7 protein-coding genes and 2 pseudogenes are annotated in these 16483 nt (G+C 70.2%); 5 read left to right on the top strand and 4 right to left on the bottom strand.

The features are described from left to right. Positions 1-70: 70 nt before the first annotated feature. Genes ABNQ39_RS27375 through ABNQ39_RS27360 form a run of 4 tightly spaced genes read left to right on the top strand, consistent with a single transcriptional unit; the run spans position 71 to position 11474 of the window. Positions 71-5749, top strand: a complete 5679-nt coding sequence (locus tag ABNQ39_RS27375) for a two-partner secretion domain-containing protein (protein ID WP_376964464.1) — start codon at positions 71-73, stop codon at positions 5747-5749. Further along, positions 5746-7512, top strand: a complete 1767-nt coding sequence (locus tag ABNQ39_RS27370; protein ID WP_376964461.1) for a ShlB/FhaC/HecB family hemolysin secretion/activation protein — start codon at positions 5746-5748, stop codon at positions 7510-7512. Before ABNQ39_RS27375 ends, ABNQ39_RS27370 begins: the two co-directional genes overlap by 4 nt. 21 nt (positions 7513-7533) lie before the next feature. After that, positions 7534-9408 (top strand): tetratricopeptide repeat protein, encoded by a 1875-nt coding sequence (locus tag ABNQ39_RS27365; RefSeq protein ID WP_376964458.1) that lies wholly within the window; start codon positions 7534-7536, stop codon positions 9406-9408. Next, on the top strand, positions 9405-11474 hold the full coding sequence (locus tag ABNQ39_RS27360; RefSeq protein WP_376964455.1) for a tetratricopeptide repeat protein: 2070 nt from the start codon (positions 9405-9407) through the stop codon (positions 11472-11474). The genes ABNQ39_RS27365 and ABNQ39_RS27360 overlap by 4 nt, the downstream gene beginning before the upstream one ends. A gap of 126 nt (positions 11475-11600) precedes the next feature. Here the strand turns inward: ABNQ39_RS27360 and ABNQ39_RS27355 are convergent. Further along, a pseudogene (locus tag ABNQ39_RS27355) lies at positions 11601-11702 on the bottom strand (IS5/IS1182 family transposase); the annotation flags it as partial. A 63-nt stretch (positions 11703-11765) separates the two neighbouring features. Here ABNQ39_RS27355 and ABNQ39_RS27350 point away from each other — a divergent pair. Beyond that, positions 11766-12938: pseudogene (locus tag ABNQ39_RS27350) on the top strand (IS3 family transposase). A 69-nt stretch (positions 12939-13007) separates the two neighbouring features. Here the strand turns inward: ABNQ39_RS27350 and ABNQ39_RS27345 are convergent. Genes ABNQ39_RS27345 through ABNQ39_RS27335 form a run of 3 tightly spaced genes read right to left on the bottom strand, consistent with a single transcriptional unit; the run spans position 13008 to position 16459 of the window. Beyond that, on the bottom strand, positions 13008-13685 hold the full coding sequence (locus ABNQ39_RS27345) for a DAK2 domain-containing protein (RefSeq protein WP_376964452.1): 678 nt from the start codon (positions 13683-13685) through the stop codon (positions 13008-13010). A gap of 1 nt (position 13686) precedes the next feature. Continuing rightward, a complete protein-coding gene (locus tag ABNQ39_RS27340) occupies positions 13687-14688 on the bottom strand; it encodes a dihydroxyacetone kinase subunit DhaK (RefSeq protein WP_376964449.1) in 1002 nt (333 codons plus the stop codon). A gap of 28 nt (positions 14689-14716) precedes the next feature. Then, on the bottom strand, positions 14717-16459 hold the full coding sequence (locus ABNQ39_RS27335) for an acetolactate synthase catalytic subunit (protein WP_376964446.1): 1743 nt from the start codon (positions 16457-16459) through the stop codon (positions 14717-14719). Positions 16460-16483 lie beyond the last annotated feature (24 nt).

Below are 16483 nucleotides of genomic sequence, written 5' to 3'. Positions count from 1 at the left end.
CCGAACCTCCGGCAAAGCCTTCACATCCCCGAAGTCAACCGGCAAATCTTCCTGGAACAAGGTGCGTGCGATGCGTTACGGATCCCTGCGGGTGCTGCTGTTCTCCACGGTCGCCATCCTCCCCGCCACCGCCGCCCTGGCGCAGACCGCGCCGATGCTGCCGGTGGAGGGTGCCTTCGTGGCGGGGCGCGGCGGCATCAGCCGCTCCGGCGCCACCATGACCATCGACCAGACGACCGCGCGCGGCATCATCGAGTGGAAGGACTTCTCGATCGGCCAGGGAGCCGCCGTCCAGGTCAACAACGGCGCAGGCGCCACGCTGAACCGGGTGACCGGCGGCAACCTGTCGCAGATCCTGGGCACGCTGAAGGCGACCGGATCGCTCTACCTGATCAACCCGCAGGGCGTGGTGATCGGCGACAGCGGCGTGGTGGTGACCGGCGGCAGCTTCGTCGCCTCCACCATGGACGTGCTGAACGAGCATTTCATGGCCGGCGGCAGCCTGGTGTTCCGGGGCGACAGCAACGCGACGGTCACCAACCTGGGCAAGATCAGTTCGACCGGCGGCGATGTGGTGCTGATCGCGCGGGAGGTGGTGAATTCCGGCACGATCCGGGCGCCGAAGGGAACGGCGGCGCTGGCGTCGGGGACCGAGGTGCTGCTCAGCGAAAGCGGAGCCGACGGCGAGCGGGTCCTGGTGCGGGTCGGAACGGCGGGCGGGAAGGTCGAGACCTCCGGCCTGATCGAGGCGGCGACGGCGGAGCTGAAGGCGGCCGGCGGCAACGTCTATGCGCTGGCCGGCAACAACGGCGGGCTGATCCGCGCCACCGGGGTTGAGACGCGCGGTGGCCGGGTGGTGCTGTCGGCGACCGGCGGCAACGTGGCGACGGCGGGCACGGTGGAGGCGAAGACGGCGGCCGGCGACGGCGGGACCGTCAGCGTGGCGGCCACCGCCGTCACCACCGGCACGGGGGCCGGGACCGTCAAGACGGGCGGCGTGGCGATGCACACTGGCACGCTGTCGGCCAACGGCCGCCGCGGCGGTTCGGTGACGGTTAAGGCGGATCGGGTGTCGAACCAGGGCCGGCTGTCGGCCGACGGCAGCGCCGGCAAGGGCGGCAGCGTCTCGGTGGAGTTCGGCAAGACCTACATCGCGCCGTCGAATTCGACGCTGTCGGCGCGCGGCGCGACCGACGGCGGGCGGGTTTCGGTGACGGGCGCGCAGGCGGACTCGACGCTGTTCACCTCGGGCCGGCACGATGCGACGGGCGGTCAGGCCGGCGGTGCGGTCGATCTGTTCGCCGGCGCGGTCACGATGGTGGACGCGTCGGCCGACGCGTCGGGCGGCGGCAAGGGCGGGTCGATCCGGGTCGGCGGGGACTATCAGGGGTCGGGCGCGATGCTGAAGGCGGGCACCACCCGCATCAGCCCGACCACCAGCCTGCGCGCCGACGCGACGGGCACTGCCGGCGACGGCGGCCGGATCATCGTGTGGTCGGAGACGCGGACCGATTATTACGGCGCCGCGTCGGCCAAGGCCGGACCGCAAGGCGGGGACGGCGGCCTGATCGAGGTGTCGTCGCACGACACATTGACCTTCGCCGGGACCGGCGACGCCTCGGCGGCGGCCGGGCGCACCGGCTTGCTGCTGCTCGATCCCAAGAACATCGTGATCGACAGCACCGCCAACGGCTACCCGCAGTTCCAGCTCAACGACCCCAATCCGGCGGCCGGCAACAAGTTCGGCGCCGTGGTCAAGGCGCTGTCGACCGGCAACATCATCGTCAGCGCGTCGCAGGACGATTTCGCGGCGACCGACGCCGGGGCGGTCTATCTGTTCAACGGCCTGACCGGGGCGTTGATCTCCACCCTGAACGGTGCCAACAGCAACGACAACATCGGACAGAACTCCTCCGACATAACCCTGCTCGCCAACGGCAATTTCCTTCTCGGCAATCCCTATTGGACCAACGGGACGATCACCAATGCCGGGTTCTTGACCTGGGGCAGCGGCGTGACGGGGGTCAGCGGCGTCATCTCCGCCACCAACAGTCTGGTCGGCACCGCCGCCGACGACACGATCGGCTCGAGCTGGACCACGCTGTCCAACGGCCACTATCTGGTCGTGTCCTACAACTGGAGCAACGGCACCGCGACCGCCGCGGGTGCGGTGACCTGGGGCAACGGCAGCACCGGCATCACCGGCTCGGTGTCCGCCGCCAACAGCCTCGTCGGCACCGCCAGCGGCGATTACGTCGGCATGGGCTATATAACGCTGTCCAACGGCAATTACCTTGTCAAGTCCACCAGCTGGACGAACGGCACCGCAACCGGTGCGGGTGCGGTGACCTGGGGCAACGGCACGGCCGGCGTGACCGGCGCGGTGTCCGCCGCCAACAGCCTCGTCGGCACCTCCGCCGACGATGCCGTCGGTTCCGCCATAAACACCCTGTCCAACGGCAATTACATCGTGATGTCCACGGCCTGGGCGAACGGCACGGCGGCCTCGGCGGGCGCGGCGACCTGGGGCAGCGGCACGGCCGGCGTGACCGGCGCGGTGTCGGCCGCCAACAGTCTGGTGGGAAGCTCCACCGGCGACAGGGTCGGGACCAACATGGTGCCCTTGACCAATGGAAACTACGTGACGATGGCCGGGGGCTGGCGCAATGGCACCGCGACCAGCGCGGGTGCGGTGACCTGGGGCAACGGCACGGCCGGCGTGACCGGCGTGGTATCGGCCACCAACAGCCTTGTCGGCACCACCGCCAACGATCGGGTCGGGTCGATCGTCACCCCGCTGTCCAACGGAAATTACGTCGTCGGCGTCAATGGCTGGAGCAACGGCACCATGGCCAGTGCGGGCGCGGCGACCTGGGGCAATGGCACGTCCGGGGTGACGGGGGCGGTGTCCGCCGCAAACAGCTTCGTCGGCACCAGTGCCGGCGACCAGATCGGCGCCAGCATAAGACCGCTGTCCAACGGCAATTACCTGATCGTCAGCCAGTACTGGAAAAATGGCACCTTTAGCAATGCTGGCGCGGTGAGCTGGGCCAACGGATCGACGGGCATGACGGGAAGTGTCTCGTCCAGCAACAGCCTGATGGGATCGTCCAACAACGATTATGTCGGGTCCAACGTCTATACCCTGTCGAACGGCAATTATCTGGCGGGCTCCAGCAACTGGAATTACGGGACCGTGACGGCGGCCGGAGCGATTGCCTGGGGCAGCGGCACCGCCGGCGTCACCGGGGTCGTGTCCGCCAGCAACAGCCTGATCGGAACCAGCAGATTCGCCGCGGTGGGTGGGCAGATGACGCAGCTCGCCAACGGCGCCTACGTGCTCCAGTCCACCGGCTGGTCGAACGGCACCGTGACCTTTGTCGGGGCGGTCACCTGGGGCAGCGGCACCGCCGCCATGACCGGCACGCTCTCGGCGGCCAACAGCCTGATCGGAACGTCCGCCAACGACAAGATCGGCGACGGCATCACCGTGCTGTCCAACGGCAACTATCTGGTCAAGAGCACCTCCTGGAAAAACGGCACGGTCGCCAGCGCCGGCGCGGTGACCTGGGGCAACGGATCGACCGGGGTGACCGGCACGGTGTCCACCGCCAACAGCCTTGTCGGCACCACCAACGGCGATTTCCTCAATCTCAATATCGACCGGCTGAGCAACGGTAATTACGTGGTCCGCGGTACCTTCTGGGACAACGGCACGGCGAGCAACGCCGGCTTCGTCACCTGGGGCAACGGCACGGCCGGCGTGACCGGCGCAGTGTCCGCCGCCAACAGCCTCGTCGGCACCTCCAGCGGCGATTACGTCGGGTCGAACCTGACCACATTGTCGAACGGCAACTACGTGGTCCGGTCCACCGGCTGGGCCAACGGCACCGCCAGCATGGCCGGTGCGGCGACCTGGGGCAGCGGCACGGCCGGCGTGGCCGGTGCGGTGTCCGCCGCCAACAGCCTCGTCGGCACCACCGACTATGACAGTGTCGGCTATCAGGTGACCGCGCTTCCCAACGGAAATTACGTCGTCTCAAGCTATCAATGGGCCAACGGCACGGCGACGAGCGCGGGCGCGGTGAGCTGGGGCAACGGGACGAGCGGCCTCTCCGGCACGATCTCGCAGGCCAACAGCATCATCGGCTCGCAACCCGACGCTTGGCTGGGGAATGGCGCCACCATCGCCGCCGCCGACGGTTCCGTCATCATCGCGGCGAGCCGCGACGGGACCGGCGGACGGGTCTACGTCATGCTGCCGCCGTCGGCGATGGGGTACGCCATGGCAGCCGGCCAGACCGTGACGCTGGCGCCGTCGCGCATCACCGATGTGCTGAACACCGGGACGGCGGTGACGCTGCAGGCCAACAACGACATCACGGTCAACAGCGCAATCACGGCGAACAACCCCTCAGGCAACGGCGGGACGCTGACCCTCCAGGCCGGACGGTCGATCCTCATCAACGCCGACATCACCACCGACAACGGCACCCTGACGCTGATCGGCAACGACCTGACGGCCAATGGGGTCATCGACTCCCAGCGCGACGCCGGCAACGCCGTCATCACCATGGCCGGCGGTACGACGATCGATGCCGGCACCGGCGCTGTGTCTATCGAGCTGCGCACCGGCGCCGGCAAGACGAACAGCGCGTCGGGCGACATCACGCTGGACGCCGTCACCGGGGGCACGATCGGCGTCCTAAACCAGGGCCTGTCCGCCAACAGCGGGATCACCCTGAACGGCGGCACGCTGACGGCCTCGGGGACCGGAAACGCGCTGGTGCTGGCCGCCGACAACGGCGTCTTCAACAACAGCGGCTCGGCAACGCTCAGCACCGCCAGCGGCCGCTTCCTGATCTATTCCGCCGACCAGCCCACCACGACGCTGGGCGGCCTGACGCCGGGCGTCCTCACCGCGAAGACCTACGCGACCTACGCACCGGGCTCGGTCGCCGAGACCGGCAACCAGATCCTCTACGGCAACGGCATTTCTTCGCCCCCGCCGCCCCCGCCGCCCCCGCCCCCGCCCCCGCCGCCTCCGCCGCCTCCGGTATCTCCGCCGCCGCCGCCTGTCGTGGTCTCCCCTCCGGTGGTGGTCTCGCCGCCGCCTGTCGTGGAGACACCGGTCTCGCCGCCCGTCGTCGTCTCTCCCCCGGTGGTGGTTTCTCCGCCGCCCGTGGTGGTGACGCCGGTCTCACCGCCGCCGGTGGTGTCTCCCCCCGTCGTGGTTTCCCCGCCGGTCGTGGTGGCGCCGCCCGTCATGCCCGTCACGCCCACCACGCCCGTCGTGGTCGCTCCGCCTCCAACTCCGCCGGCCCCCGCCCCGGTTCCGCCGGCCCTGGTGCCGCAGACGACGGTCATCGGCGGCACGGCGTCCGGCACCGCCGGCAATGCCGGTTCGGGAAGCGTGGTCATGGCTCCGGTGACGTCCTTCGTCGCCCCGCCGCCGCCCGCCGCCCCGCCGCCGAACGGGCAGCCGGCCGGCCGGGTCGAGGCGTCGGTCAGCGCCGGCGGCTTCCAGGTCGTCTACAGCCAGCCGGCCAACGCCCGGCCCGGCCCCGGCGCTGCCCCCGGCGCGGGAGGCGGATCGGCCTCCATCGCCGGCACGGACGGCACGGGCAATGCGCTCGCCACCGCCTCCAGCTTCTCCACCTTCCGCGCCGACGACAAGCCGGCCGTCGCCATCATCGACGGCGCCAGCGCATCCACCGGCACCGCCGACGACAAGAAGACCGCCCCATGATCCGCCGTTCCGCCGCCACCCCCGTCTCCCTCTCCCTCGCCCTTCTGCTGGCGGCGGCCCCGGCAGCGGCCCAGGACTGGGAGCGGGTGGCGCCCAAGCAGCCGCCGGCCAACCCGCCGGCCGAGGCCCCGGCCCTGCCGGCCCCGCCCCCGGCGGTTCCCGCCGGCGACAGCGTCGTCACCGCCGACCTGAAGGGCCTGCTCTTCGTCCCCGCCGGCTCCGACGTCCGGCGCGGCGGGAGCGACCGCCGCGGTGTCGCCGCCGCCGGCCTCGACATCCCCGACGACCCGGCCTTCCGCGCGGCCCTGGCCTCCCGTCTCGGCCGGCCGCTGACCCTGGACGGGCTCAACGACATCGTCCGCACCACGGTGCTGTGGTTCCGCGAGCACGACCGCCCGCTGGTCGACGTCGTCGTTCCCGAACAGGACGTCACGTCCGGCACCGTCCAGATCGTCGTCGTCGAGTTCCGGGTCGGCGCCGTCGCTGCCGAGGGCAACCGCTGGTTCTCCGACGACCTGCTGACCTCGCAGATCCGCACCCGTCCCGGTGACCGCGTCCGCGCCTCCACCATGCTGGAGGACATCGACTGGCTGAACCGCAACCCCTTCCGCCACACCGACCTCGTCTACCAGCGCGGCGCGGAGCCCGGCACCACCGACGTGGTCCTGCGCACCGCCGACCGCTTCCCAGTCCGCGTCTTCGGCGGCTACGAGAACACCGGCACCGCCGCCACCGGCCGTGACCGCCTGTTCGCCGGCTTCAACTGGGGCAACGCTTTCTGGGCCGATCAGCAGATCTCCTACCAGATCTCGGCCAGCCCCGACCTGCTCGACCGCGGCCTGCGCGGGCCGGGTGGCGACCCGCGCTCCGTCACCCATGCCGGCAGCTGGTTCGTGCCGCTGCCCTGGCGCCACACGCTGACCGTCTTCGGCAGCTACACCGAGACCCACCCCGACCTCGGCAGCGGCTTCGGCCAGACCGGCCGCTCCTCGCAAATCTCGGCCCGCTACGCGGTGCCGCTGCCCAACCTGGGAACGATCCGCCATGAGCTTCAGGGCGGCGTCGATTGGAAGCGGTCGAACAACAACCTGGATTTCGGCGGCAGTTCGGTGTTCCGCAGCAGCACCGACATCGCCCAGGCGGTGCTGGCCTACAGCGCCTCACGCCCCGACGAGTCCGGTGCGACGGCGCTCAACGCCAGCCTGTTCCACAGCCCCGGCGGCATCGGAGACCGCAACAGCAACAGGGTGTTCCGCACCAGCCGGGCCGGGGCGGACGCGCGCTACAGCTACGCCCGGCTGGGGGTTGACCGGCTGACCCGGCTGCCGGCCGACCTTTCCTGGCTGGTTCGGGGGCAGGCGCAGTTGTCGAGCGGCAACCTGCTGCCGTCGGAACAGCTGAGCCTGGGCGGCAACGCCAGCGTGCGCGGCTATGCGGAGTCCGAGGTGCTGGGCGACCAGGGGCTGCTGCTGTCGACCGAGCTGCGCTCTCCGGAGACGAGCCTGGCGCAGCTGTTCGGCGAGCGCGACCTTGGCGACAGCCTGCAGGGACTGGTTTTCGCCGATTACGGCGTAGCGTCGCAGCGCCACCGCCAGGCCGGGGATGACCGGCACACGGTTGTGCTCGGGGTTGGGCCCGGGCTCCGCTACAGCCTGCCGCCCTACGTGACGCTGAAGCTCGACTGGGGTTTCCAGCTCCGCCAGACCAACATGGGGGAGAACCGCTTCGGCCGCCCCCATCTCGGCCTATCCATCGCCTACTGAGCCCTCCCGCGGAGCGACAGCATGTCCGGCACGCCGATCCCGCCCCCGTCCCCGCAAACGCAGACGCTGCGCATCGAGGAAGCGGTCGCCCTGGCCGCGGCTCATCACCGGGAAGGCCGGCTGGAGGAGGCGCTCGCCCTCTACGGACCGGTGCAGGCAGCCCGTCCGGCCGATCCGGAGGTGAACGCCCTGCTCGGCACCGTCCTGGCACAGCTCGGCCGGCTGGAGGAGGCGCTCACCTTCCTGGCGCAGGCGGAGCGGCTGGCTCCCGGCAATCCGGAGACGGTGAACAATCTGGCGATGGCGCTGGAGCAGGCCGGCCGGACCCAGGAGGCTGCCGACGGCTGGAACCAGCTCGGCAGCCTGTTCTACACCGCGCGACGGTACGAGGACGCGCTCGGCATCTTCGGCAAGGCGCTGGTCCTGGTTCCCGGTCATCTGGGGGCCAACGCCAATCTGGGCGCGACGCTTCAGGCGCTGGGCCGCCATGCCGAAGCGGTGGAGCGGCTGGGCGACCTGCTGGAGGGGAACCCCGACGAGGCCGAGGCGCACAACAATCTGGGCAACGCCCAGATGGGAGCCGGCGATCTGGGGGCAGCCATCGCCAGCTACCGCCGGGCCATCGCCCTGCGGCTCGATTACTTCGAAGCCTACAGCAACCTCGGCCTCGCCCTGGCGATGCAGCGTCCGCCCGCGACCGGGGAAACCGGACCTGACGGGGGTGAGCCCGGAGACGACGCATCGCCTGTCCCAGCCAGCCAGGACGTGGCCGGCGCGCTGGTCAATCTCGGCAATGCCCGCGGCAGCCTGGACCCGGCGCTGAGCGTACGAGGCTGCTACGAGAAGGCGCTGGAACTGCGCCCGGACTTTCCGGCCGCCCACTGGAACCTCGCTTTGTGCCTGTTGCTGCAAGGCGATTTTGCCCGGGGCTGGGCGGAGTACGAATGGCGCTGGCGCTGGGACGGCTTCGGCGAGCAGGTCCGGCCCTTCGCCCAGCCGGTGTGGCAGGGCGAAGGGCCGCTGGCCGTCGGCGGTCCGCTGCTGGTCACCGCCGAACAGGGGTTCGGCGACACGCTGCAATTCGTGCGCTACCTCCCCCTGCTGGTGGAGCGCGGCTTCACGGTGGTCTTCGAGGCGCAACTGCCGCTCTTCACCCTGCTGTGGCACAGCCTGGGCCGCTTCGGGGTGCGGGTGGTGCCGCGAGCCGACAGCCCGGCCCGCGTCCACGACGACCTGCCCTTCGCCCGCCATGTCCCGCTGCTGAGCCTGCCCGCGCGCTTCGGCACGACGCTGACGACCATCCCCGACGCCCTTCCCTACCTGTTCGCCGAACCGACCCGGCAGGCGCTGTGGGCCGACCGTCTGGCCGCCGCCGCCGGCCCGCGGCGCAAGGTCGGGCTGGTGTGGAAGGGCCGCCCCGCCCATGCCCGCGACCGCGAGCGCTCGATGCCCGCCGCCGCCCTCGCCCCGCTGCTCGCTCTGCCGGACATCCAATTCTTCGCCCTGCAGAAGGCCGATGCCCTGACGGGCGGCATCGGGCCGGGAGGCGAGACGGGAGGCGAGGCGGAAGCCCTGCCGGCCGGCATCGTACCGCTGGACGGGCTGCTGCATGATTTCGCCGAGACGGCGGCCGCGGTGGCGACCCTCGATCTCGTCATCGCCGTCGACACCGCCGTCGCGCATCTGGCCGGTGCGCTGGGACGACCGGTCTGGCTGCTGCTGCCTTTCAGCCCGGACTGGCGCTGGCTGCTCGACCGTGACGACAGCCCCTGGTACCCGTCCATGACCCTGTTCCGCCAGAGACGGGCAGGCGACTGGGAGGAGGTGGTGGCGGCCGTGGCCGCGCGGCTCGCGGCGTTCGTCGAAAACGGGCAGACGGAGGGAACCGGCGCATGACGGCGGACAGGTTGGCGGACAAGCTGGCGGAGGCCAGCGACGCCCTGGCCAAGGGCGACTTGGCCCGCGCGCAGGCCCTCGCCGAATCCGTGCTCGCCGACGCGTCCGGCCACCCCGAGGCGCTGTTCATCCTGGCCAGCGCCACCGCGATGGCCGGGGCGGCGGCCAAGGCGGTGCCGCTGTTCCGCCGCAGCATCGAGGCCGGCGGGGCGACGCCGGAGCGGCTCTACAACCTCGCGCTGGCGCTGCACCAGAGCGGCGCGCTCGCCGAGGCCGAGCGGAGCTTCTTCGCCGCCATCCTGCGCGCGCCGCGCTTCGCCGAGGCCTATCACGGGCTTGGGGTGACGCTGGCGGCGCGCGGCGATGGCGAGGATGCCGCCGCCGCCTTCCGCCGGGCGGTGGAGGAGCGCCCCGACTGGATCGACGCCCGTCTCAACCTCGCCGCCGTACTTTCCAACCACCGCCAACCGCAGGCGGCCTTCGAGGTCTACCGCGACCTGTCGGCCCGACAGCCGCAGAACGGACATTTCCTGTTCCTGGCCGGGACCGCCGCGCTCAGCGCCGATTTCCTGGAGGAGGCCGACCGGCTGCTGCGCCAAGCCCTGCTGCGCGCCCCCCGCGACGCGGGCGTCCTGAACAATCTGGGTCTGGTCCTGGGACGGCTGGGCAGGGTTGGCGAGGCGGTGCACAGCTTCCGGCAGGCAGTCGCAATCAGGGGCGATTACGTCGAGGCCTGGTTCGGTCTGGCCGCGGCGCTGGAGGCGCAGGGGGATGCCGACGAGGCGCTGGAGGCTTATCGCAAGGTGGCGGAACTGCGCCCCGACGATCCCGGCGCCGACAGCAACCGGCTGATGGCGCTGAACTACCGCGAACCGCTGGCACCGGCCGAGCTGTGCGCCGCCCACCGGCGCTGGGGCGAACGGTTCGGGCGCGCGCTGGTTCCCCTGCCGGCGCCATCGCCGCGCCCGCTGGCTGGCCGGCGGCTGCGCATCGGCTACGTCTCGCCGGATTTCCGGCTGCATTCGGTGGCGATGTTCCTGCTGCCCCTGCTGGAGGCGCATGACCGGACGCGGGTCGAACTGTACGCCTATTCGAACGTCGAGATGCCGGACGTGATCACCGACCATGTCCGGCGGTCGGTCGACGGCTGGCGCGACGTCCAGGCCGCATCGGACGCCGCGGTGGCGGAGCGGATTCGGGCCGATGGGATCGACGTGCTGATCGACCTGACCGGACATACCGCGCGTAACCGGCTGGGTGTCTTTGCTCTTCGGCCGGCACCGGTGCAGATCTCGTGGCTCGGCTATCCGGCGACCACCGGACTGCCGGCGATCGGCGCCCGTTTCACCGACGCCGTCGCCGATCCGCCGGGCGAGGCCGACCGTCACCATGCCGAGCGTCTTGTCCGGCTGGACGGCGGTTTCCTCTGCTATCGCCCGCTGGGGCCGACCCCCGATCCGGCGCCGCCGCCCTGCCTGGAGGCCGGGTTCGTCACCTTCGGGTCCTTCAACGCGCTGAACAAGGTGAATCCCGCCGTCGCAGCGCTGTGGGCAGGGGTGCTGCGCGCGGTGCCGGACAGCCGGCTGGTCCTGAAGGCCGGGCCGCTGATCGACGCTGCGGTGCGCAAGCGGATGCTCGGGCTGTTCACCGTCCACGGCATCGCCGCCGACCGGATCGAACTGCTGGCGCGGGTCCCCGACAATGACGGGCACCTGAAGGCCTACGGCCGGATGGACATCGCGCTCGACCCCTTCCCCTACAACGGGACGACGACCAGCTGCGAGGCGCTGTGGATGGGCGTGCCGCTGCTGACCCTGCGGGGAGACCGTCACGCCGCCCGTGTCGGCGCCTCGCTGCTGACGGCGCTGGACCGGCCGGACCTGATCGCCGCCGACCCCGAGGACTACATCCGGAAGGCTGCGGCGCTCGCCGCCGACCGGGAAGGGCTGGCGGCCCAGCGCAAGGGCTTGCGTCCGCTGATGCGCACCTCCCGCCTGTGCGACGCCGCCGCCTTCGCGCGGGAATTCGAGCGCCAGTGCTTCGCCTTGGCGCAAGTGGCGGAATAGGCGGGACTTCGGGTAGCTCCCCTCCGGACGCGGCGAGCGGTGGCTCAGGAGACTGACCTTGCCCTCGTGCGAAACATTGGTGCAAATCTCGGCGCGTTGACGGATTGCGCCTGAGAACGTTGGAGTTCAGGCGACCTTGCGGGAGACCGGCATCCCGAGGCTTGCCATGATGTTGAGGACCGTGCAGCCAGCGGCGGCCTCGGCCTTCTGCGTCGGCAGAGTCCGAGCGTGAGCCTCCTCCGGATCGGTGGACACCTTTGTTAAGCTCCCGTTGGGAGCGGAGAGGTGGACATGACAACGACACGGCGCTTTTTCACGGATGAGTTCAAGCGAGAGGCAGTGGCCCTGCTGGAAAGCAGTGGCCGGCCCCTGGAACACGTTGCCAAGGAGTTGGACATCCAGCCGTCGATGCTGCGCACCTGGCGGCGGCGCGTATCCGGGTCAGCGGGGCCGGCGCAGCTCCCCACCAAGCAGGCGCCGGCCCCGCTGGCCGCCGGCGATCAGTCGGCGGAGATCGCGCGCTTGAAGCGCGAACTGGATCGTGTCCAGATGGAACGAGACATACTAAAAAAAACTGTGAGCATTTTCTCGGAGCCTCTGAAATGAGGTTCCGGATCATTGAGGACTGCCGCGACGAATACCCGGTTCGATTGCTCTGCGACGCCCTCGGCGTGTCGTCTTCTGGCTATTATGCTTGGCGCACGCGACCGGAGAGCCCGCGCAAGGCGGCGAACCGGCAGTTGCTCGATGACATCCGGCGACTTCACGCCGATCACCGCGAGCGCTACGGAGCCCCGCGCATTCATGCCGCCCTGCGGGCACAGGGCCGGACCGTCAGCCGGGGGCGCGTCGAACGCCTCATGCACCGTCATGGCCTTCGGGCTCAGCGCCCCCGGGCCTTTCGGGTCTGCACCACCGACAGCCGCCACGCCCTGCCGATCACCCCCAACCTCCTGGACCGCAACTTCGCTCCAACCGCTCCGAACAAGGTCTGGCTCACCGGACATCACTTACGTGCCGACCGACGAGGGCTGGCTGTACGTGGCGGTGGTCCTCGACCTGTTCAGCCGCAAGGCGGTCGGCTGGGCCATGCGCGATCACCTGCGCACCGAATTGCCGCTGGCGGCGCTCACCATGGCCCTCCAGCGCCAGCAGCCCGCCCCCGGCCTTCTGCACCATTCCGACCGCGGTTGCCAATACGCCTCGGCAGACTACCGCAAGGCTCTGAAAAACCATGACATCACCCAGTCGATGAGCCGTAAGGGGAACTGCTGGGACAACGCACCAATGGAAAGCTTCTTCGGAAGCCTGAAATCGGAACTCGTCCACCATCACCGGTACGCGACACGCGAGAATGCCAAGCGCGACCTGTTCGCCTACATCGAAGGCTATTACAATCGCCAACGCCTCCACTCGGCAATCGGCTATAGAACACCTGAGCAGGCCGAGCTTCAGGCCGCATAACCCGGTGTCCATCGTTCCGGGGGAAGCTCATACCGCCGGTCGCGGCCGGTGCGGACAGGTCGCTCGATATCAAGGCCTTATCGGGCGGAGACTTTCGACCATATGCCGGAACGCGATCATGCCTGGATCGTCGAGCCCGACCGACCGTTCGGCGAACATGCGGGCGCGACCGATGCGGTTCGGTTTGTTCCGGAAGATCTCGATTGTCCGGTCGGTGGCCCGTGTCGCCGCCCCGTGCTGGGCGGCGGTATCGCTCCGTTCGCCGGCGTCGAGCGACGCCAGCGCCTCCCGCACCGCATCCAGCGGGTCGAGCACGGTCTTGTCGCCCAGGGCCGCCCCACCGCGGGCCGAAAGCGCGCTGAGGATGTCCCCCAGCAACTGCGGCAGCTCGGAGCATGGCAGGGAGGTTCGCCCGGCGGTCGCCTTGGCGGCCGTGAGGAAGGCAACAGCCAGCAAGGTGCCGAAGCTCGACCCCGACGCCTTGGAGCAGGCCATCGCGCAGGCTTTGAAGGCTTGGCCGAGGTCGCCGTCTCCAACACCGCCGTCCCCGGTGCCGCCGTCATCCAGACCAGGGCGGATCGCACGGATGTTCTGGGCGCATTTTGCGAGCGTGGCGCCGAGATCGCCATCGCCCAGACGGCCGTCGAGGGCATTCAGCTCGTCGGCCGCCGCCTCCATCCGGTCGGCCCAGCGGTCGAGCGCCGACGCCAGAACCGCCACCGTCAGTCCATTTTCAGTCGTGTTCATCTCACATGCTCCAGAAGGGGCAGCTGGCTGGGGCGCGCAGCAGCGCCTCCAACTCCTCGTCGAGGCGCAGCAGAGTCAGCGAGGCCCCGGCCATCTCCATGGAGGTGGCATAGCGCCCCACCAGCGAGACGGCGACCGCAACGCCGGCATCGGCCAGCCGGCGGGAGAGGTGGCGGTACAGGATGTACAGCTCCTCATGCGGCGTGGCGCCCAGCGAATTGACCAGCACCGAGACCCGCTCGCCGGGGCCGATGCCGGTGTCGGCCAGCAGCCGGTCCAGCATCTCCCCGGCGATCTCGTCGGCGCGGCGCAGGGGCCCGCGCCAGATCCCGGGTTCGCCATGGATACCCATGCCCATCTCCATCTCGTCGTCGGTGATGGAGAAGGTCGGCCTGCCGGATTCCGGGACGATGCAGGGGGTCAGCGCAACGCCGATGCTGACGGTCGCCGCAACCGCCTTGCGCGCCGCCGCGGTGACCTCGCTCAGCGTCGCGCCCGGCCGGTCGGCCATCGCGCCGGCGATCTTGTAGGCGTAGACCAGCCCGGCGACACCGCGCCGCTTGGTCCGCTCCTCCGGCCCGGCGCTGGCGACGTCGTCGGCAACCAGCACGCTGGTCGTCTCCATCCCCTCCATCTCCAGCATCTCGCCGGCCATGTCGAAGTTCATGCGGTCGCCGCCGTAGTTGCCGTAGAGCCGCAGCACGCCGGCCCCGCCATCGGCCGCCCGCATGGCGTCCACGCAGTCGCCGACACTGGGACCGGCGAAGACGTTGCCGATGGAACAGGCGTCGAGCAACCCCGGACCGACATAGCCAGTGAAGGTCGGCAGATGGCCGGAGCCGCCGCCCGACACGATGCCGACCTTGCCCTGCACCGGCCCGCCGGCCCTGGCGATCACCCGCCCGGTCTCGCCGAGGCGGCGGTAGCTCTCCGGATGGGCGGCGACCAGCCCATCCAGCATCTCATCCACATAATCGGCGGGGTTGTTGAGGATCTTCTTCATGATTGTCCTCCCTGAAGCCGGAACCGGTTCAATAGTTCAGCCGGGCGTTGCCTTCGAACATCGTGACCGGCGGGTGGGCGCGCTGCTCGGTGACGATGTCCAGCACCGTGCTGGTGCCGGCGGCCAGCGCCCGCTGCAGCGCCGGCAGGAAGGCGTCGGGCGTCTCGATGCGCTCACCGGCACAGCCGCAGGCCCGGGCGATGGCGGCATGGTCGACGGCGGCGAAGTCGCAGACGTCGGAGTAGTCGTTGAACAGCACCTTCTCGGCGTGCTTCTGGTAGCCGAGGATCTGGTTGTTCAGCACGGCGACCACGACGTTCAGCCCCATGCGGCGGGCGGTCTCCAGTTCCGACCAGACATGGGCGAAGCCGCCGTCACCGACCAGCGCGAAGACCGAGGCGTCCGGTCGGGCGCATTTGGCGCCGAGCGCGAAGGGCAGCCCCCAGCCGAGCCCGGCCAGCCCGCGCGGCGTGACGAAGCGCATGCCCGGCTTGAGCGAAGTCAGGTAGTTGGCGACCCAGATCGACGAGTAGCTCGCATCGGCCACCACGATGGAGTCCGGCGTCAGCACGCTGTCGAGGTCGCGCATGAGACGCTCGGGCCGGACCGGCGCCGCGTCCATCGGGATGGCGCGGGCGACATCGTCCTTCCAGGCGGCCAGACCGGCGGCGATCTGCGTCTCCACCGCCGGCCGGGCGGCCTGGCGGGCGGAGAGATCCTCACCCTCCATGGCCTCGGCCAAGGCGGCCAGGGTCAGCTTGGCGTCGCCGACCAGCCGAAGAGCCTCGTAGTTGCGGCCGATCTCCTGCCCGTCAACGTCGAGATGGATGAAGCGGGCGGTCTTAGGGTAGAGCGACCAGCTATCGGTGCCGTTCTGGTTGGTGCGGTTGCCGATCAGCAGGATGACGTCGGCGTCCTCGACCATCGGGCGGAGATGGCGGGTGCGGCCGCCGGTGCCCATGAAATAGCCGACCGGACCGAGCGACAACGGGTGCCGCTCGTCCACCGCCCCCTTGCCCATGGCGGTGGTGGCGACGGGCAGCGAGGCGCGGTTTTGGAGTGCCGCCAGTTCGTCGGCGGCGTCTGACAGGTGGATGCCGCCGCCGGCAATGACCAGCGGCGCCTTGGCCGAAGCGAGCAGGGCCGCGGCCTCGCGCACCCGTGCCGGATCGGCGGCGACGCGGTCGAGCGGGAACTGGCCGAGCGAAGCCACACGTTCGCCGCCGCCGGGAGCAGGCACGTCGTTGAACAGGTCGATGGGGGCGATCAGCACCGCCGGGCCGGGACGGCCCGAGGCGGCGGCTGTGAAGGCCATGTCGACATAATCGTCGATGCGCTCGACCTCCGAAACGCGCTTGATCCACTTGGCGCAGCCGCGGAACAGCTCCAGATGGTCGAGTTCCTGGAAGGCGTTCTTGTCGGTCTGCTTGCGGTGGACGTCCTGGACGATGGCGACGATGGGCACGCTGGCCTTCAGCGCCTCGGCGAGGCCGGCGACCAGCAGCGTCGCGGCCGGGCCATTCTGGGCGGTGACGACGGGAACCTTGTGGCTGACGCGGGCGTAGGCGTCGGCCATGGCGGTGCCGGCATTCTCGGTGCGGTAGCCGATCTGGCGGATGCCGAACTCCGGCGCGACCAGGAACAGGGCCGACGGGATGCTCTGCCCGAAGATCATCTCGACGCCGTGACGCTTCAGGGCGGCCGCGAAGACATGGGCGCCGGTGCGGTTGGAGCCTTCGACCGGCTTGGCCGCGGCGAGATGGGTATCCATGCGTGTTCTCCGAAGGGAGTGAAT

Source organism: Azospirillum sp. A26 (genome assembly GCF_042604635.1).
GTDB classification, from domain to species: domain Bacteria; phylum Pseudomonadota; class Alphaproteobacteria; order Azospirillales; family Azospirillaceae; genus Azospirillum; species Azospirillum palustre.
This window is presented reverse-complemented; position numbering and strand designations above follow the sequence as displayed.